The following is a 17,743-nucleotide window of genomic DNA, read 5'->3' as shown; positions in this document are numbered from 1 at the left end:
GAACACGGCGGCGGTGCTGCGCAGCAGGAGACGCGGCACGGAAGGACCTCCGGGACGGTTCGCGGGACACCGCCACCCAGCCTGTGCGAGTTTGTCGTCATATGACCTGTTTATCTGCACCAGAAGGGTGAGGAACCCGAACGGCCGACACCCCGGGAAACTCACGGAACGTCACAAGTGGCCAGGCGACTCAAGAACCCGTCCAGGTGCGGGCAGAAACGATCTGTCAGAACCGGTGCTTCATCGTGGACACTGGACAGTGGCTGGAAGGCCCTCGGGCCAGCCTCTATGATCGGCACACTTTCCTGCACGGACAGAGATCGAGTGCACTGCGGGAGCGAGCGGTGAGCGGAACGTCCGAAGGGCCGACGCCCGCGGCAGACCTCGACCGGTCCGCCGTCACAGAGAGTGACAATATCTGTCGGAAGTCGTACAACCAGACGACCGACCCGAAGACAGGCGAGACACCACAGACGACAGATACGACAGAGCCGACAGAGCCGACAGGCGCGACGCCGGATCCGACGATGTACGAGCACGCCTTCACGGCCGCCGCGCTGTCCATGGCCGTCGTCGATCGCGAAGGCCTGGTCAGCACCGCCAACGCGGCGTTCGGCGCCCTGATCGGCGCCGACCCGGCCGGCCTGACCGGTCGGATCGCCGCGGATCTGGTGGATCTGGCCTCCGACGCCCGCACCTGGCACGCCTATCGCGAGGTACTGCGCGGCCGGCAGGCCAAGCTGCGCTGCACCCGTCGGCTCAAGCACCCCGACGGGCACTCGCTCTGGGTCCAGGTCACCGTCTCCCCGCTGGCGAAGGACACCCCGGGCGTCCTGATGTCGGTCTCCGACATCAGCGCTCGCCGCGAACTCCAGGCCCGGCTGCGGCACTTGCAGATGCATGACCCGGTGACCCGGCTGCCCAACCGGACGTTGTTCTTCGAGCGGCTCTCGGCGGCGCTGGAGGCGGAGTCGTACGAGCAGAGCGGTACCGGCCGAATCGGCCTGTGCTACCTGGACCTTGACGGTTTCAAGGCGGTCAACGACACCCTCGGCCACCGGGTGGGCGACCGGCTGCTGGCCGCCGTCGCCGAACGGCTGACCCGGATCGCCGACGACGCCGGCATCGCGCGGGCCGGGGTGCCGCTGGTGGCCCGCCTCGGCGGCGACGAGTTCGCCCTGCTGGTCGAGGACTCGACGGGCACCGAGCAGCTGGCCGATCTGGCCGAGTCGGCGCTGGCAGCCCTCCAGGCGCCGTTCGACCTGGCCGGCCAGCGGCTCTCCCTGTCGGCCTCGATCGGGGTGGTGGAGCGCCATGCGGCGGGTACGACGGCCACCGGTCTGATGCAGGCCGCCGACACGACCCTCTACTGGGCGAAGGCCGACGGCAAGTCCCGCTGGACGCTCTTCGACCCGGAGCGCAACGCGCACCTGGTCACCCGTCAGGCGCTCTCCTCCACCCTCCGCCCGGCCATCGAGCGCGGCGAGTTCGTGCTCGAGTACCAGCCGCTGGTGGGCATGGAGGACGGGCGGCTGAGCGGGGTCGAAGCCCTGGTCCGCTGGAACCACCCGCAGTTCGGCACACTAACGCCGAATCGGTTCATCGGATTGGCGGAGGAGGACGGCTCGATCGTCCCGCTCGGCCGCTGGGCCCTGACCACCGCCTGCCGGCAGGCCCGCCGGTGGCAGCTGGACCACCCCGGCGAGCCGCCGATCTTCGTGAGCGTGAACGTGGCCGTGCGCCAGGTCTGGGACTCCGACCTGGTGGCGGACGTGGCGGAGACCCTCGCCGAGACCGGCCTGGCGCCGCATCTGCTCCAGCTGGAGCTGACGGAGTCGGCCGTGATGGGCTCGGCCGGCCGGCCGCTGCAGGTCCTTCAGGCCCTCAGCGACATGGGCGTCCGTATCGCCATCGACGACTTCGGCACCGGCTACTCCAACCTCGCCTACCTCAGCCGGCTCCCGGTGTCGGTGCTCAAGCTGGACGGTTCCTTCGTCCGGGGCTTCCAGTACGACGACCCGGGCGACCGCCCGAACCCCGCCGACGAGGTCGTGGTGGAGGCGATGATCCAGCTGGCCCACCGGCTCGGCCTCACCGTCACCGCCGAATGCGTCGAGACCTCGGCGCAGGCCTCGCGGCTGCGGCACATCGGCTGCGACACCGGCCAGGGGTGGCTGTACTCCCGGCCGGTGGCGCCGGATCGTATCTCCGAGCTGCTGGGCACCCGGACCTACGCGGACACCCCGGTCGGCAAACCGTAGGCGTCGGCGATCAGTTCGTAGGAGCGCAGGCGCAGCTCGCCGCGGTGGGCGTGCGTGGTGAGCATCAGCTCGTCGGCGCCGGTGCGCTTCTGGAGGTCGTCGAGACCGGCGCGCACCTCGTCGGCGGTGCCGTGCACGATGTTGGCGGTCCAGGAGTGCACGAACTCCTCCTCCATCGGGGAGAACTCGTGCTTCTCGACGTCGTCCGGGTCGGGGAACAGACCGGGCCGCCCGGTGCGCAGCCGCAGCATGTTCACCGCGCCGGCCCGCACCTGGCGCCGGGCCTCGCGCTCCTCGTCCACGGCGAGCGCGGAGACGCCGATGAGGGCGTACGGCTCGTCGAGGACGGCGGACGGGCTGAAGGACTCGCGGTAGAGGTCCAGGGCCGGGACGGTGTTCTGCGCGGAGAAGTGGTGCGCGAAGGCGAACGGCAGCCCGAGCATGCCGGCGAGCCGGGCGCTGAAGCCGGAGGAACCGAGCAGCCAGACGACCGGCCGGTGCGGGGACTGCACACCGCCGGGGCTGGTGCTCTGGACGGGGCCCGGGATGGCGTGGATCCGGCGGTACGGGTGGCCGTCCGGGAAGTCGTCGTCCAGGAACCGGGTGAGCTCGGCGAGCTGCTGGGGGAAGTCGTCGGCGCCCTCGTTGAGGGTCTGGGTACGGCGGAGGGCGGCCGCGGTGGCCCCGTCCGTGCCCGGCGCCCGGCCGAGACCCAGGTCGACCCGCCCCGGGGCCATCGCCTCCAGCGTGCCGAACTGCTCCGCGATGACGAGCGGCGCGTGGTTGGGCAGCATGACACCGCCCGAACCCAGCCGGATGCGCTCCGTGTGGGCGGCGAGGTGGGCGAGGATCACGGCGGGCGAGGAGGAGGCCACCCCCGGCATGGAGTGGTGCTCGGCGACCCAGAACCGCTGGAAGCCGCGGGCCTCGGTGAGCCGCGCGAGCTCCACGCTGGTCCGCAGGGCGTCGGTGGCGGTACTGCCGGTGCCTACGGTCACCAGGTCCAGTACGGAGAGGGGGACGGGGGCGGTCCCGTGCGTGATGCCCCGGATCTCGTCTGCCGACACGGTGAGAGCCTCCTGTTTTACGACCGCGAGCTGTACTGGAGGGCCATAACAGGAGGATGGCTCCGGTTATTCCCGACGCCGCCGGCAGGCTCTCCGCCCCGCCATACCGACCCAGCCGATCCCCCACCCCCAGACGGCTCCCTTGTACCGACCGAGTCGGGTGGTGGGTGGGCGGTGGGTCCCGGGGGTCCAGGGGGCGGAGCCCCCTGGTACGGGGGCCCGTCAGACCTGGACGATCGGTTGGCGGGTGAACAGGGTGCCCAGCGCCGGCTCGTTCAGCCGGCGGTCGGCCAGTCGCAGGCCCTCCCACACGGTCACCTGGTTCGCCGTGAGCACCGGCTTGGACAGCGCCTTCTCCAGAAGTGGCAGATGGGCCACCGTGTGGAGTGCCGTGTCCGGGAGGAGTACCGCCTCCGCGCCGGAGGCGTCCGCGGTCCGCGCCAGCGTGAGCACCTCCTCCTCACCCCACGTCCCCACCTCCGCCGCCGTGACGATCCCCGACGAGCGGACCCCGGTGACCTCCAGGCCCCCGGCCCGCAGGAAGTCCGCGAAGAGCTGGGCCACGTCGTCCGGGTAGGTCGCGCCGACCGCCACCCGTCGTACCCCGAGCTCCCGCGCCGCGTGCACGAACGCGAAGGACGTGGACGACGCCGGCAGCCCGGCCGCCTGGGCGAGGTCCCGGATCTGCTGGTGGGCGCCCTCCCAGCCGTACACGAAGCTTCCGCTGGTGCACGCCCACACCACCGCGTCCGCGCCGGCGAGCCGCAGTTCGTCCACCCCGGCCGCCAGCCGCCGCGCCGATCCGATCTCCCGCAGCGCGTCCACCCGGTGCGCGTCCTCGCCGATGTCGGTGTGGACGACGTCCACCCGGACGTCGCTGCCGAGGAGCTGCTCGATGCGCGGGTAGTCGTCCTCCGCGGAGTGCCCCGGATAGAGGATTCCGAGCGCTGTCATGTCCACCCTTCCTGCTGTTCTTCCGGCAGTACGGGCCACTCCCGTGGCGCCGATCCGTCCGGATGACCGATCAGCGTCTGATAGGGCCCAACGGCTCGGGTACCCAGCCTGCGCAGCGCCGCCCACATCGTGACCTGGTTGGCCGACAGGACGGGCACCCGTAGCTCGGCCTCCAGCTGGGGGATGACGTCGTAGGTGGGCAGGTTGGTGCAGGAGATGAACAGGGCGTCGGCGGCGCCGGGCCGTACCGCCTGCCGGGCCATGGCGACCACGTCCCGGTACGGCACCTGCCAGATGTGCCGGGTCAGCCCCATGAACGCACAGCCGGCGACCTGGATGCCCGCCTCCGCCACGTACTCCTCGAGCACCCGCGTCACCGAGACCGTGTAGGGCGTGACCAGCGCGAGCCGCCGTACGCCCAGCTGGGTCAGTGCGTCGAGCAGCGCACCGGATGTGGTGAGCGCGGGCACCGCACCGGACCGGGTCATCGCCTCGCACATCGCGCGCTCCCCGGCGATGCCGCCGACGAAGCTGCCGGAGGTGCACGCGTAGGCGACCACCTCGGGTGCGACGGCGGTCAGCGCGCGCACCGCGTCGCCGAGCGTCTCGTGCTCGCTGACCAGCCGGGCGAGGTCGAGACTGACCTCGACGGGCACGAACGGGGTCCTGGTCAGGTGCAGGGACACGTCGTCGGGCACCCAGCGCCACAGTTCACGATCGAGCGCGAAGTCGAAGGGCGCCACGACGCCGACACCGCGCTGGGGGCGAGGTCCGCCCAGAAAGGAGACGTCCATGGGAAGTCACCGGCCTCAGGTCAGAATCAGAAGAGGAGGGGCAACGGTCGGCGGGTACGTCCGTGTTGACGAAGGTAGGTTCGGGTGCGAGCGTGGTCAATCCGCGCATGCCAGACGTAGGGAGCCGTCCCCACGATGACGCAGGCCCCGCCCACCGTGCTGGTCCTGGACACCGACCCGCCCCCGCGGCTCGGCCGGCTCACCGGCCACGCACGGATCGTGCACACGGACGCGGCGGGCCTGGCGGCCCGGCTGCCCGAGGCGGACGTCCTGCTCGTCTGGGACTTCGCCTCGCACGCCGTGCGCGAGGCCTGGCCGGGCACGGGACCGCGCCCTCGGTGGGTGCACACCGCCAGCGCGGGCGTCGACCATCTGATGTGCCCCGAGCTGGCCGCGTCCGACACGGTCGTCACCAACGCGCGCGGGGTCTTCGACGGGCCCATCGCCGAGTACGTGGCCGCGCTGGTCCTCGCGATCGCCAAGGATCTCCCCGAGACCCTCGGCCTCCAGCGGGAGCGGACCTGGCGGCACCGCGAGGCGCGGCGGGTCGGCGGCACCCGCGCGTGCGTGGTGGGCTCCGGCCCGATCGGCCGGGCGATCGTCCGCACCCTCAAGGCGCTCGACATCACCACCGCGCTGGTCGGCCGCGTCCCGCGCACCGGCATCCACGGCCCCGGCGACCTGGACCGGCTGATGTCCCGCGCGGACTGGGTGATCGCGGCCGCCCCGCTGACCGAGCAGACGCAGGGCATGTTCGACGCGCACCGCTTCGGCGTGATGCAGCCGTCGGCCTGCTTCATCAACGTCGGCCGCGGCCAGCTGGTCGACGAGGAGGCGCTGGTGCGGGCGTTGACCCGGCGCTGGATCGCCGCCGCGGCCCTGGACGTCTTCACCACCGAGCCGCTGCCCGCCGACAGCCCGCTGTGGGACGTGCCGGGCCTCATCGTCTCGCCGCACATGAGCGGGGACACGGTCGGCTGGCGGGACGAACTGGGCACTCAGTTCGTGGAGTTGTACGAACGGTGGGCGGCGGGCAGGTCTCTGCTGAACGTGGTCGACAAGAAACGCGGTTACGTGCCCGGTCACTGACTCCCGGGAGGGTGCCCCTCATGCAGCTCACCGACCTCACCGACCTCACCGCCCGGCAACTCCTCGACGGCTTCCGCACGGGGGAGTTCGGCCCGGTGGAGGCCGCCCGGGCGGCCCTGGAACGGGCGGCCCGGATCCAGCCGGAGGTCAACGCCTTCGTCCGTCTCACCGAGGAGGACGCCCTGGCGCAGGCGGCACAGTCGGCGGAGCGGTGGCGGCGGGGCGAACCGAGGGGACTGGTCGACGGTGTCCCGGTGACGGTCAAGGACATCCTGCTGATGCGCGGCCATCCGACCCTGCGCGGCTCCAGGACGATCTCGGCGAGCGGGAGCTGGGACGAGGACGCGCCCTCGGTGGCCCGGCTGCGCGAACACGGCGCGGTGTTCATCGGCAAGACCACCACCCCCGAGTACGGCTGGAAGGGCGTGACCGACTCCCCGCTCTCCGGCATCACCCGCAACCCGTACGACCCCTCCCGCACCGCCGGCGGTTCGAGCGGGGGCAGCGCGGCGGCCGTCGCCCTGGGCGCCGGGCCCCTGTCGCTGGGCACGGACGGCGGCGGCAGCGTGCGCATCCCGGCGGCCTTCTGCGGAGTCTTCGCCCTGAAACCGACGTACGGCCGCGTCCCGCTCTATCCCGCGAGCGCCTTCGGCACGCTGTCGCACGTGGGCCCGATGACCCGGGACGCGGCCGACGCGGCACTGCTGCTGGACGTGATCGGCGCACCGGACGCCCGGGACTGGTCGGCGCTGGGTCCCGCCCCGGGTTCCTTCACGGCGGGCCTCTCCGCAGGTGTGCGCGGACTGCGGGTGGCGTTCTCACCGACGCTGGGCGGCCAGGTGGCGGTCGGTCCGGGGGTCGCGGCGGCGGTACGGCGGGCGGTGACGTGGCTGGCCGAACTGGGCGCGTACGTCGAGGAGACCGACCCGGACTTCAGCGACCCGGTGGAGGCGTTCCACGCTCTGTGGTTCGCGGGGGCGGCCCGGGTGATCCAGCGTTTCTCCCCCGAGCAGCGGGAGTTGCTGGACCCCGGGCTGCGGGAGATCTGCGGGCAGGGGGCCCGGCTGAGTGCCCTGGAGTATCTGGCGGCGGTGGACGTCCGGATGGACCTGGGCCGCCGGATGGGTCTCTTCCACGAGCGGTACGACCTCCTGGTCACGCCGACCCTGCCGATCACCGCGTTCGAGGCGGGGGCGGAGGTGCCGGAGAACTCCGGATTCCGGCGCTGGACGGGGTGGACCCCGTTCACGTACCCCTTCAACCTGACCCAGCAGCCGGCCGCGACCGTACCCGTGGGCGTGGACGGGGGCGGGCTGCCGGTGGGGCTGCAGTTCGTGGCCGCCCGCCATCGGGACGATCTGGTGCTGCGGGCGGCCCATGCGCTGTACGAGGCGGGCGCGGCCGCGGTCCCGCCGGGCGCCGTCGTGGACTGACGGAGCGCGCCGGGGAGCGGCCCGTGCCTCAGCCGGTCACCTGCACCACCGCCGTCCGTCCCGCCCGTACCGTCGGTGTCGCGTACGTGTACGTCACGCCGTCGACCTTCTTGGTGCGGACCCGCTGGGGGACGCCGTCGACCTCGATCTTCCGGTGCACGCCGGGGAAGCGGGCCTCCCAACGGTAGGCGCCGGTGCGCGCGTTGTTCGTCAGCGTGGTCTTCGTCGCGCCGTCGTGCCGCACGGTGACGGTGCCCGTGCCGATGGGGACGTCCGCCGCCTGGAGCCACTTCATGCCGGACGGCAGCCGCGACTGTGTGGTCACCTTGTGGTCCGGGGCGTCCGGCGTGATGCCCATCAGGCCCTGGATGGTCTGGCTGACCAGGGTGAACGACACCTCGGGGTAGTCGCCGTCGGGGCCCTGGCTGGAGTTGACGTGCTGGGTCTCCCGCTCGCCGTAGATCTTCTGCATCCACTGCCAGGCGGTGTCGTCGCGGTTGTTCCTGAAGAACATGTCGGGCAGGTAGGTCGTCGACTCGATGTTGGGCGACCCCTCCGGCCCCAGCTCCTGCTTCTCGATGTAGTCGAGGTAGGCGTCGTTGCGCGGGCCGGGGTCGATGATCTGCTTCATCGGCATGAAGACGCTGTTCTCCTTGCCCCAGCCGGTGACCGGGGTGCCGGACAGGGTGTAGGCGCGGACCATGTCGGCGCCGCTGCCGGTACCGCTCCAGTCGTCGTTGAAGTACGTCTTCAGGTCGGCGGCACGCTTGTCGTAGGTCCTGGCCAGCGCGGTGTCGCCCTTGCCGCGGGCGAGGATCGCCATCGCCAGATACGCCTGGTACTCGGAGGCGATGCCGTCCCCGGCCTCGGCGAGGCCGTCGCCGTCCTGCTCGTTGTAGCTGGCGGCACCGGCGAAGATGCCCTGGCCCGTGCCCTCGGCGACCTTGACCTTGCCGTTGTCCTTGGCGGAGTTGTGCAGGTCGATGAACTGCTCGGTGGCGTGCCGGTAGAAGTCCCACAGCACCGGGTCGTCGACGTATCTGCGGTCGCCGGTCCAGAGGTAGGCCTGGGCCGCCTTCTCGACGAGTTCGAAGGTGGCCGGCACCTCGCGCACGAAGTTGTCCGGGCTCTTGTAGTCGATGCTCAGGTAGGTCTTGGCGTCGAAGTTGAGGGACCACACCGGGAAGTACTTGTGCTCGGCGGTGGCCGATGCCGCGTAGGAGCGGAGCATGGTCTCGTTCTCGGCGTCGAGGCCGATGAGGTGGGCGCCGGCGAGCTGGTGGGTCATGTCACGGGAGTAGTAGGCGCTGCGGTTGGCGTATCCGGCCCAGTAGGTGGGCTCGTACGACGCGGTGCCGGTGCCGCCGGTCTGGTACTCGTCGACGTTGACCGGGCCTGTCGTGCCGGGCAGTTGAACCCAGCTGTTGGCCTTCTTCTGGGCCCAGGCGAACATCTCGGCGACCTCGGGGTCGGACGAGGTGACCTTCGGGTCGGCCGGTGCGGCGGGAGAGATCATCAGGTCGTCCGCGTTGACCCAGGAGCTGCCGGAGCCGAAGGCGATCTCCAGCCGGTCGCCGGTCCTCAGGCCGACGCGGCTGATGGTGTAGCGGGCGTAGCCGGCGTGCTGCGGCAGGTCGACCGTGCCGACGGTCTCGCCGTTGCGCCGGACCGTGTAGGTGCCGCCGGTGCCGGCGCTGCCGATCCACGCGGAGAAGTCGTAGCTGCCGTTCCGGGGAGCTACGAGGGTGAGTTCGGCGCTCTTGCCGGCTCCGGCGTCGAGGTAGAGGAAACGGGTGCCGCCGTGCCGGTTGCCGGTGCCGACCCCGGTGCCCGGGCCGAAGGTCCAGCCGGTGCCGCCGTCCTCGAAGCCGGGGTCGGGGATGGCGAGTTGGGGGCGGGGGCCCGGTGCCGCCTCGGCCGACACGGCGGGGGCCATCGGTGCGAGCAGGGCAACGGCGGTGAGCAGCATGAGCCTTGAGGGCTTCATCGGGTCTCCGGTCTCGATCACTGCGGTCGGGCGGGTGGGGCGGCCGAGCGGTGGCCGCAAGCTAACAGGGCCCGGAGAAGCGCTTCAATGGTCATGCAGAAGAAACCTGCAAGACCCGCAGACTTGCTGCCGTTTTCCATGGCATGATGCGCTGAAAGTTTTCATCTCATTCGTGCAAGCGACGTAGGGCGGGACCGTTATGAAGGTGGGCATCACCGAGGTCGCGGAGCGGGCGCAGGTGAGCGAGGCCACCGTCAGCCGGGTCATCAACCGGCGTCAGGGCGTGGCGCGCAAGACCCGCGAGGCGGTCGAGCGGGCGATGGCCGACCTCGGGTACGAGCGGCAGACCCGGGGCCAGCTGATCGCGGTCATCACCGAGTTCGTCTCCAACCCGTTCTTCGCCGACGTCTGCGAACGGATCGAGTCCACGCTCGCCCCGCACGGCCTGAAGACGGTCCTGTGCCCGTGCTTCCCCGGCGGCGTGCAGGAGCTGGACTTCGTGACCTCCCTCGCCGACCGGGGCGTCGCCGCGGTGGTCTTCCTGTCGGCCAGCAACACGATCGAGGGCGCGGACCCGGCCGCGTACGAACTGCTGCGCTCCCGCAGGATCCCCTTCGTCGGGGTCAACGGCGAGTTCGAGGGCGTGGGCGATGTGCCGGTCTTCTCCACCGACGACCTGCTGGCCGCCGAACTCGCCGTCGACCACCTGCACCGCCTCGGTCACCGCCGGATCGGCATGGCGTCGGGCCCGGTCGGCAACCGCCCGGCGGACCGCCGGGTCAGCGGCTTCGTCTCCTCGCTCGTCAAGCGCGGGGTCGAGGATCCGGAGCAGTGGGTGGTCCGGCAGTCCTACACCGTCGAGGGCGGCCAGTCCGCCGCGATCTCGCTGCTCGGCCGGGGCGCCACGGCCATCGTCGCCGCCAGCGACTACATGGCCCTGGGCGCGATCCGCGGCGCGCGCCGCCAGGGGTACGACGTCCCGGGCGACGTGTCGGTCGTCGGCTACGACGGCGCCATGATCATGGACTTCGTCGACCCTCCGCTCACCACGGTCCGCCAGCCGGCCGACCGCCTGGCCGCGGAGGTGGCCCGCAGCGTCCTCGCCCTGGTGGGCAACCGCGAGGTCCCGGTCGGCGAACTCCTCTTCGACCCCGAGCTGGTGATCCGCGCGAGCACGGCCGCGGTGGCGTCTGTCCGTCGGGACCATTGACCCAGACATCGGATCTATGCAGACTCTGCACGGAGATCCGACCGGATCGTCGGCGGTAACTCCCGCTATTCATCGGGTATTTCATCGCTCATGCATGCTCCGGAGGGACTATGCCCATGTCTCGGTTCGCGCTTCTCGGAGTGGCGCTCGCGCTGCTCGGCGGCGGGGCGGCCGGTCCTGTCGCCGCGGCGCCGAAGGCGGCGCCGGTGGTGGTCGACGTGGACGACTACGGCGCCGACCCCACCGGCCGGACGGACTCGGCGCCCGCCGTCACCGCGGCGCTGCGGCACGCCAGGAGCCTCGACCGGCCGGTCAGGATCGTCTTCTCGAAGGGCACCTACCAGCTCTATCCCGAGCGGGCCGAGACACGTGAGCTGTACGTGTCCAACACCGTGGGCGCCGACCAGCGTTACCGGGACAAGAAGATCGGGCTGCTGATCGAGGACATGCACGACGTCACCGTCGACGGCGGCGGGGCCAAGCTCGAGTACCACGGCCTCCAGACGGCGTTCGCGTCGATCCGCTCGACCAATGTGACGTTCCAGAACTTCTCGTTCGACTACGCGGCCCCCGAGGTCATCGACGCGACCGTCGCCACCACCGGTGTCACCGACGGGCACGCCTACCGCGTCCTGAAGATCCCGGCCGGCAGCCCGTACGAGGTGAACGGCACGCACATCACCTGGCTCGGCGAGAAGAGCCCGGCCACCGGGCAGCCGTACTGGTCGGGGGTCGACGGACTCCAGTACACCCAGATCCACGACCCCAAGGCGCAGAAGACCTGGCGCGCGGACAACCCGTTGTTCAACGATGTCGCCGCCGTCACCGACCTCGGCGGTCGCCGGATCCGGATCGACTACAACAGCTCGTCACAGCCGACGGATGCCGGGCTCGTCTACCAGATGCGCCTCATCGAGCGGACCGAGCCGGGCGCCTTCATCTGGGAGTCGAAGAACGTCACGATGCGCTCGATGAACGCCTACTACCTCCAGTCCTTCGGTGTGGTGGGGCAGTTCAGCGAGAACATCTCCATCGACAGGGTGAACTTCGCACCCGATCCGACGTCCGGCCGCTCCACGGCCTCGTTCGCGGACTTCGTGCAGATGTCGGGCGTCAAGGGCAGGGTCTCGATCACCCGGAGCGTCTTCGACGGCCCGCACGACGACCCGATCAACATCCACGGCACCTATCTCGAAGTCGTCGGGCAACCCGGGCCGAACACCCTCACCCTCGCCTACGAGCACCCGCAGACCGCCGGGTTCCCGCAGTTCGCCCCGGGTGACGAGGTCGAGTTCACCACCAAGCGGACGATGACCCGGCTTTCGCCGGCGCACGCGAAGGTCACCGCGGTCGACGGGCCGAGCGGGATGGACCACGACAAGCCGCTGACCACGATGACCGTCAGCTTCGACCGGCCGGTCCCTGCCGGGACCGAGATCGGCGGCACGGTCGTCGAGAACATCACGGCCACCCCGTCGGTCCTCATCTCCGGCAACGTCTTCCGCAACGTGCCGACCCGCGGGGTGCTGGTCACCACCCGCAAGCCCGTCCTGATCACCGGCAACCGGTTCGACGCGATGTCCATGGCCAGCATCTACGTCTCCGCGGACGCCTACCAGTGGTACGAGTCCGGGCCCGTCTCCGACCTGACGATCCGCGGCAACACCTTCACCCGGCCCAGCGGTCCGGTCATCTTCGTGGAGCCGACCAATCAGGTCGTCGACCCGGCGAACCCCGTGCACCACAACATCAAGGTCGAGGACAACGCGTTCGACATCGGTGACGTCACCGTCGTCAACGCCAAGAGCGTCGGCGGGTTCGCCTTCACCGGCAACACCGTCCGGCGGCTGGACGGGGCGGACCGGCCGCCGTACACCTCACCGCTGTTCGTCTTCCACGGCAGTTCGGGCATCCGGATCGCGCACAACCACTACGCCAAGGGCCTCAACACGTCCGTGGTCGCCGACTGAGGCACGGCGGCCGGGCAGGGGGCGGCGGCTAGGCCCTGCGGAAAGCCAGGGTCTCCCCCGCCGCCCCCGTCCGCCACAGGTCGTTGCAGGCCTCGGCCAGGTCCGGCAGGCCCGCCACCACCTCGCCCCACACGATCCCCGGCACCCAGCCCACATCGCCGTTGAGCAGCAGGTTGTTGCGTTCGTAGAAGAGGGCCAGGTCGACGACCGTGGTGCCGGGGCGTACCTCGCGGTCGTAGCCGTAGGCCTTCGTGCCCAACTCCGCGCCGGCGAAGGAGAAGTAGCAGAGGTCGCCGGGGATGGGCGTGACGGTCGGGTTCTCCAGGGGCGGTTCCGTCGCCGCGAATGGCGGGAAAAGAGCGTAGATCTCGTTGCGGGCGTACTTGGCGTGGTAGACGTCGCCCGCGAGTGGCAGGGCGTCCCAGACGGCGGCACAGGTCACCGGCGCCCGGTCGTCCAGCAGCCGGGCCGTGGCCCGGACCCCGCGGGTGACCAGCGAGACTTCGATGAATCGATCGGCCATGTCATCCATGATGCATAAGTCGATTGGCCTCGGGTAGCCGCGCCGCCATGGCTCCACCACTTGGGAACGAGACAGACACATCTGGGTATGAATCCAGACAAACCCGGCGTGCGGTGCTCGCGGGTGCCGCCGCCATCGGCGCGCTCGCCGCCGCCGGCTGCACCCGCGTGGCCACCGCGGCCGGCACCGACGGCGGTGACCTGCTGCAACGGCTGCGCGCCCAGGGTGTCGTACGGCTCGGAATAGCCGGTGAGATCCCCTTCGGGTACATCGACAAGGACGGTCATCTCACCGGTGAGGCACCGGAGCTGGCGAAGGCGATCTTCAAGCGGCTCGGGGTCGACAAGGTGCAGCCGGTGCCGACCGAGTTCGGTTCGCTGATCCCGGGGCTGAACTCGCAGCAGTTCGACGTCGTGGCCGCCGGGATGTACGTCAACCCGGAGCGCTGTGAGCAGGTGATCTTCGCCGATCCCGACTACCAGATGCTCGACTCGTTCATCGTGCGCAAGGGGAACCCCAAGGGGCTGCACGACTACAAGGACGTCGTCGCCAAGAAGGCGAAGTTCGCCACCGGGACCGGGTACGCGGAGATCCAGTACGCGGTCGAGGCGGGGTACAAGGAGAGCGACATCCTGATCGTGCCGGACCAGGTCGCCGGGCTGAACGCCGTGGAGGCCGGACGCGTCGACGTCTTCGCCGGGACCGCGCTCACCACCCGCGAGGTGGTCAAGAAGTCCGCCAAGGCCGAGGCGACCAAGCCGTTCACGCCGCTCGTCGGCGGCAAACCGCACGTGGACGGGGGCGCCTTCGCGTTCCGGTCGGCCGAGACGAAGTTGCGGGACGCCTTCAACGTGGAGCTGCACAAGCTCAAGAAGAGCGGCGAACTGTTCCGGATCCTGCGGCCGTTCGGCTTCACCGAGGCCGAGATGACCGACCTGACGGCGAAGAAGCTGTGCGGGGGAGGGAAGAGCGGATGACCTCGGGACTGTGGGACCTCGTACTCAAGGGTGTCTGGACCACCGTCCAACTGCTCGCGCTGAGCGGGCTGTTGATGACGGCGGTGGCCTTCGTGGTGGGCGTGGCGCGGACGAGCCGGCACTGGTTCGTGCGGTTCCTCGCCGGCTTCTACACCGAGGTGTTCCGTGGCACCTCGGCGCTGGTGATGATCTTCTGGGTGTTCTTCGTGCTGCCGGTCGCCTTCGGCTGGCAGCTGGTGCCGCTGTGGGCGGGCACCCTCGCGCTCGGGCTGACCTACGGCGCGTACGGCTCGGAGATCGTGCGCGGCGCGCTGAACGCGGTCGACCCGGCGCAGAAGGAGGGCGGGATCGCGCTCAGCTTCACTCCCTGGCAGCGGCTGCGGCTGATCCTGCTGCCGCAGGCGGTGCCGGAGATGATCCCCTCCTTCTGCAACCTGCTGGTCGAACTGCTCAAGGGCACCGCGCTGGTGTCGATCACCGGCATGGGCGACCTGGCGTTCAGCGGGAACCTGGTGCGCCTGGCGCTGCAGGAGAGCGCGCACATCTACACGTATCTGCTGCTGATCTACTTCGTGATCGCGTTCGTCATCACCCGGCTGATGCGCGGCCTGGAGAAGCGGCTGAAGGCCGGGATCGGCAAGGACCCGGGCAGCGAACAGACGGCACGTGAGGCCAAGCGTGCGCAGACGACCGGGGTCGGTGGTGTCGCGTGAAGTGGGACTGGAGTGCCGTCAGCGAGTTCATGCCGCACTTCTGGGACGGCCTGCTGGTCACCCTGGAGGCGCTGGTCCTCGGCTCGCTGATCTCGTTCTCGCTGGGGCTGGTGTGGACGCTGCTGATGCGGACCCCGACCAGGTGGGTGCGCTGGCCGGTGGGCGTGGTGACCGAGTTCGTCCGCAACACCCCGCTGCTGGTGCAGCTGTTCTTCCTGTTCTACGTGCTACCCGAGTGGGGGCTGACGTTCTCCGCGCTGACCACCGGTGTCTTCGCGATCGGCCTGCACTACTCGACGTACACCATGCAGGTCTACCGGGCCGGTATCGAGGCCGTGCCGGCCGGCCAGTGGGAGGCGGCGACGGCGCTGAACCTGCCGATGCGGCGGACCTGGACGGCGGTGATCCTGCCGCAGGCGCTGCGCCGGGTCGTGCCGCCGCTCGGCAACTACGTGATCTCGATGCTCAAGGACACGCCGATCCTGATGTCGATCACCGTGCTGGAGATGCTCGGGCAGGCACGGCTCTTCTCCCAGCAGCACTTCCAGTTCACCGAGCCGGTGACGGTGATCGGCGTCGCCTTCATCGTCATCTCCTACCTCGCCTCCCTTCTTCTGCGCACCCTGGAGCGTCGCCTTGTCCGTTGAGACCAGCAAGCAGCCGAGTACCGCCGATACGACGTCCACCGAGCTGATCCGCATCGAGGGGGTGACCAAGCGGTTCGGGGACAACACCGTCCTCGACGGCCTTGACCTCTCCGTGCAGGCGGGCCGGCACGTCACCCTGATCGGGCCCTCCGGCTCCGGCAAGACCACGATCCTGCGGCTGCTGATGACCCTGACCAAGCCGGACGCGGGCACCATCACCGTCGACGGGCAGCGGCTCTTCCCGGCGTCGGAGAAGGAGCTGCGGGAGGTCCGCAAGCAGATCGGGATGGTGTTCCAGCAGTTCAACCTGTTCCCGAACATGACCGTGCTGCGCAACCTCACCGAGGCCCCGGTGACCGTACTCGGCCTGCCGAAGGACGAGGCGGAGGCGCGCGCCCGGGAGCTGCTCGACCTGGTGGGCCTGGCCGACAAGTGCGACGCCCGGCCGACCCAGCTCTCCGGCGGCCAGCAGCAGCGGGTGGCGATCGCCCGCGCCCTGGCCATGCGGCCGAAGGTGCTGCTCCTCGACGAGGTGACCTCGGCGCTCGACCCCGAGCTGGTCGCGGGCGTCCTCGACCTGCTCAGGGACATCGCCCGCACCACCGACATCACCATGCTCTGCGTGACCCACGAGATGAACTTCGCCCGGGACATCTCCGACCAGGTCCTGATGTTCGACTCGGGCCGGATCATCGAGGCGGGCCCGCCGGAGCGGATCTTCAGCGAGCCCGAGCACGAGCGGACCCGGGAGTTCCTCAGCGCGGTGCTGTAAGCGTCTCCGCGCAAACCGTCGTAAAAGATTCCCCGCGCGATGTCATGATTACATGAAGTGAATGCTCGATCACCCGAGGTCCAGCGGTCAGCTCATTCCGCTGGCATATGCCAACGGGTCTTCGTCGCAGCTGGGAGGGCCGGAATCTCGCCAACACCCCCTCCGTTTCCGGCTGCTGCCCGTTATCGTGGAGAGGATCCGTTGCCCGGATCACGGCCCAAGCAGTGCTGCCGAAGGCAGCATCGCCAAGCGAGCGCAGGGGGATTCACCGTGGCGCTGAAGCACGAGCCGACCGCCCCGTACCACTCCGCCCAGGACGCGCTGCGCGTTCTGGAGACGGTGGCGGGGCAAGCCGACGGCGTCACCGACACCGAGCTGGCCCGCCGGACCGGCCTCGAGCCCGAGCGGCTGACCGCGCTGCTGCGCATGCTGCGCCGCGAGGGCTACGTCGAGCAGGTCGCCGACGGCGCCTACGTCACCGGTGAGACCCTGCGCCGCCTCGGCTCCGCGCACGACCGGGAGCGCGCCCTCGACAAGCAGCTCCAGCTGACCCTCGACCGGCTGCGCGACTCGGTCGGCGCGGCGGTCTACCTCAGCCGGTACGTCGACGGCGAGGTGCGGATCGGCCCGTACGCGGCCGGCCCGGGCACCCCCGCGGTCAACGAGTGGGTGGACTTCCGCTCCTCAGCGCACGCCACCGCGATCGGCAAGAGCCTGCTCACCCAGCTCGACCACAACGGCCGCCGCGACCATCTCTCCCGGCACAAGATGGCCCGCCTCACCTCGCGCACCATCACCAGCGACAAGCTGCTGCTCTCCCGGCTGGCGGCCCAGCCGCCGACGGTGCCGGTCCTGGACCTCCAGGAGTACGCGATCGGCACGGTGTGCGCGGCGGTGCCGATCACCGCCGGCTCGGCGGTGGGCTGCCTGGCCCTGTCCCTGCCGGTCGAGCACGCGCACCGGCTCCGGCAGGCCGCCGACGCCCTGAACCGCAGCGCGGCCCCGCTGCTGCTCTCCCTCGCCATCTGAGCCGACGGCTTCCCTCCGGGGCCGGTCGGAAGCACCCCCGCGGACCAGGTAGTATTTTCTTCGTCGCCAGCCGCGAGACACAGATCGGACGGTTCGGCGAGAGTCATGCGCCGCTAGCTCAGTTGGTTAGAGCAGCTGACTCTTAATCAGCGGGTCCGGGGTTCGAGTCCCTGGCGGCGCACAACGAAGAGGGCGAGCTTTGTCCGCGGAAGCGCGGACGTTGCTCGCCCTCTCTGTTATTGCGCGGCTGCACCGCGCGCGGTGGGGGATCCGCCACCCACACCCCCCGCCGAAGGGCCCCTCGTGGAGACGAGGGG

At 70.3% G+C, this 17,743-nt stretch carries 15 protein-coding genes and 1 tRNA gene; 11 read left to right on the top strand and 5 right to left on the bottom strand.

The features are described 5' to 3' along the window. Positions 1–344 precede the first annotated feature (344 nt). Positions 345–2,261 (top strand): putative bifunctional diguanylate cyclase/phosphodiesterase, encoded by a 1,917-nt coding sequence (locus ACWGJB_RS44370; protein WP_453385725.1) that lies wholly within the window; start codon positions 345–347, stop codon positions 2,259–2,261. On the opposite strand, the gene ACWGJB_RS44365 is transcribed toward ACWGJB_RS44370, so the two are convergent. The 3 genes from ACWGJB_RS44365 to ACWGJB_RS44355 all read right to left on the bottom strand — a co-directional run bounded on the left by ACWGJB_RS44365 (position 2,231) and on the right by ACWGJB_RS44355 (position 5,076). Continuing rightward, positions 2,231–3,328: an LLM class flavin-dependent oxidoreductase gene (locus ACWGJB_RS44365; RefSeq protein ID WP_453385724.1), complete on the bottom strand. Its 1,098-nt coding sequence runs from the start codon at positions 3,326–3,328 to the stop codon at positions 2,231–2,233. The genes ACWGJB_RS44370 and ACWGJB_RS44365 overlap by 31 nt on opposite strands. A gap of 222 nt (positions 3,329–3,550) precedes the next feature. Next, the gene (locus tag ACWGJB_RS44360) at positions 3,551–4,282 is read right to left on the bottom strand and encodes a maleate cis-trans isomerase family protein (RefSeq protein ID WP_453385723.1); all 732 of its coding nucleotides are present in this window, start codon (positions 4,280–4,282) and stop codon (positions 3,551–3,553) included. After that, positions 4,279–5,076, bottom strand: a complete 798-nt coding sequence (locus ACWGJB_RS44355; protein WP_453385722.1) for a maleate cis-trans isomerase family protein — start codon at positions 5,074–5,076, stop codon at positions 4,279–4,281. The genes ACWGJB_RS44360 and ACWGJB_RS44355 overlap by 4 nt, the downstream gene beginning before the upstream one ends. Before the next feature lie 135 nt (positions 5,077–5,211). Here ACWGJB_RS44355 and ACWGJB_RS44350 point away from each other — a divergent pair, with 135 nt between their 5' ends. Both ACWGJB_RS44350 and ACWGJB_RS44345 read left to right on the top strand, forming a co-directional pair. Beyond that, complete coding sequence (locus ACWGJB_RS44350; protein ID WP_453385721.1) at positions 5,212–6,165, top strand: D-2-hydroxyacid dehydrogenase; 954 nt, start codon at positions 5,212–5,214, stop codon at positions 6,163–6,165. 20 nt (positions 6,166–6,185) lie between these two features. Next, positions 6,186–7,598, top strand: a complete 1,413-nt coding sequence (locus ACWGJB_RS44345; protein WP_453385720.1) for an amidase — start codon at positions 6,186–6,188, stop codon at positions 7,596–7,598. A 28-nt stretch (positions 7,599–7,626) separates the two neighbouring features. Here ACWGJB_RS44345 and ACWGJB_RS44340 read toward each other — a convergent pair whose 3' ends face one another. Further along, entirely contained in the window at positions 7,627–9,585 is a 1,959-nt protein-coding gene (locus ACWGJB_RS44340; RefSeq protein WP_453385719.1) for a hypothetical protein, read from the bottom strand. A 199-nt stretch (positions 9,586–9,784) separates the two neighbouring features. Between ACWGJB_RS44340 and ACWGJB_RS44335 the strand changes: the two genes are divergently transcribed. Together ACWGJB_RS44335 and ACWGJB_RS44330 are read left to right on the top strand one after the other, a co-directional pair. Then, positions 9,785–10,795, top strand: coding sequence for a LacI family DNA-binding transcriptional regulator (locus ACWGJB_RS44335; RefSeq protein ID WP_453385718.1), 1,011 nt, complete (start codon positions 9,785–9,787; stop codon positions 10,793–10,795). 116 nt (positions 10,796–10,911) lie between these two features. Next, entirely contained in the window at positions 10,912–12,765 is a 1,854-nt protein-coding gene (locus ACWGJB_RS44330) for a right-handed parallel beta-helix repeat-containing protein (protein WP_453385717.1), read from the top strand. Positions 12,766–12,793: 28 nt separating this feature from the next. Here the strand turns inward: ACWGJB_RS44330 and ACWGJB_RS44325 are convergent, their stop codons facing one another. Next, the gene (locus ACWGJB_RS44325; RefSeq protein WP_453385716.1) at positions 12,794–13,288 is read right to left on the bottom strand and encodes a DUF3830 family protein; all 495 of its coding nucleotides are present in this window, start codon (positions 13,286–13,288) and stop codon (positions 12,794–12,796) included. Positions 13,289–13,335: 47 nt separating this feature from the next. Here ACWGJB_RS44325 and ehuB point away from each other — a divergent pair, with 47 nt between their 5' ends. The 6 genes from ehuB (at position 13,336) to ACWGJB_RS44295 (ending at position 17,607) form a co-directional block, all read left to right on the top strand. After that, the gene (gene ehuB / locus ACWGJB_RS44320) at positions 13,336–14,265 is read left to right on the top strand and encodes an ectoine/hydroxyectoine ABC transporter substrate-binding protein EhuB (protein ID WP_453385715.1); all 930 of its coding nucleotides are present in this window, start codon (positions 13,336–13,338) and stop codon (positions 14,263–14,265) included. Then, the gene (gene ehuC, locus ACWGJB_RS44315; protein ID WP_453385714.1) at positions 14,262–14,978 is read left to right on the top strand and encodes an ectoine/hydroxyectoine ABC transporter permease subunit EhuC; all 717 of its coding nucleotides are present in this window, start codon (positions 14,262–14,264) and stop codon (positions 14,976–14,978) included. Before ehuB ends, ehuC begins: the two co-directional genes overlap by 4 nt. Then, entirely contained in the window at positions 14,975–15,625 is a 651-nt protein-coding gene (ehuD, locus tag ACWGJB_RS44310; RefSeq protein ID WP_453385713.1) for an ectoine/hydroxyectoine ABC transporter permease subunit EhuD, read from the top strand. Before ehuC ends, ehuD begins: the two co-directional genes overlap by 4 nt. Then, positions 15,615–16,397 carry an ectoine/hydroxyectoine ABC transporter ATP-binding protein EhuA gene (gene ehuA, locus ACWGJB_RS44305; protein ID WP_453385712.1) on the top strand — a complete coding sequence of 261 codons (783 nt, stop codon included), beginning with the start codon at positions 15,615–15,617 and terminating at the stop codon, positions 16,395–16,397. The genes ehuD and ehuA overlap by 11 nt, the downstream gene beginning before the upstream one ends. A 270-nt stretch (positions 16,398–16,667) precedes the next feature. After that, the gene (locus ACWGJB_RS44300; protein WP_453385711.1) at positions 16,668–17,426 is read left to right on the top strand and encodes an IclR family transcriptional regulator; all 759 of its coding nucleotides are present in this window, start codon (positions 16,668–16,670) and stop codon (positions 17,424–17,426) included. A 107-nt stretch (positions 17,427–17,533) separates the two neighbouring features. Further along, a tRNA-Lys gene (locus tag ACWGJB_RS44295) sits at positions 17,534–17,607 on the top strand. Positions 17,608–17,743: the final 136 nt, after the last annotated feature.

This window comes from Streptomyces sp. NPDC054813 (genome assembly GCF_053611365.1).
Note: the sequence above shows the minus strand (reverse complement) of the source record. Positions and strands in the feature narration are given on the sequence as shown.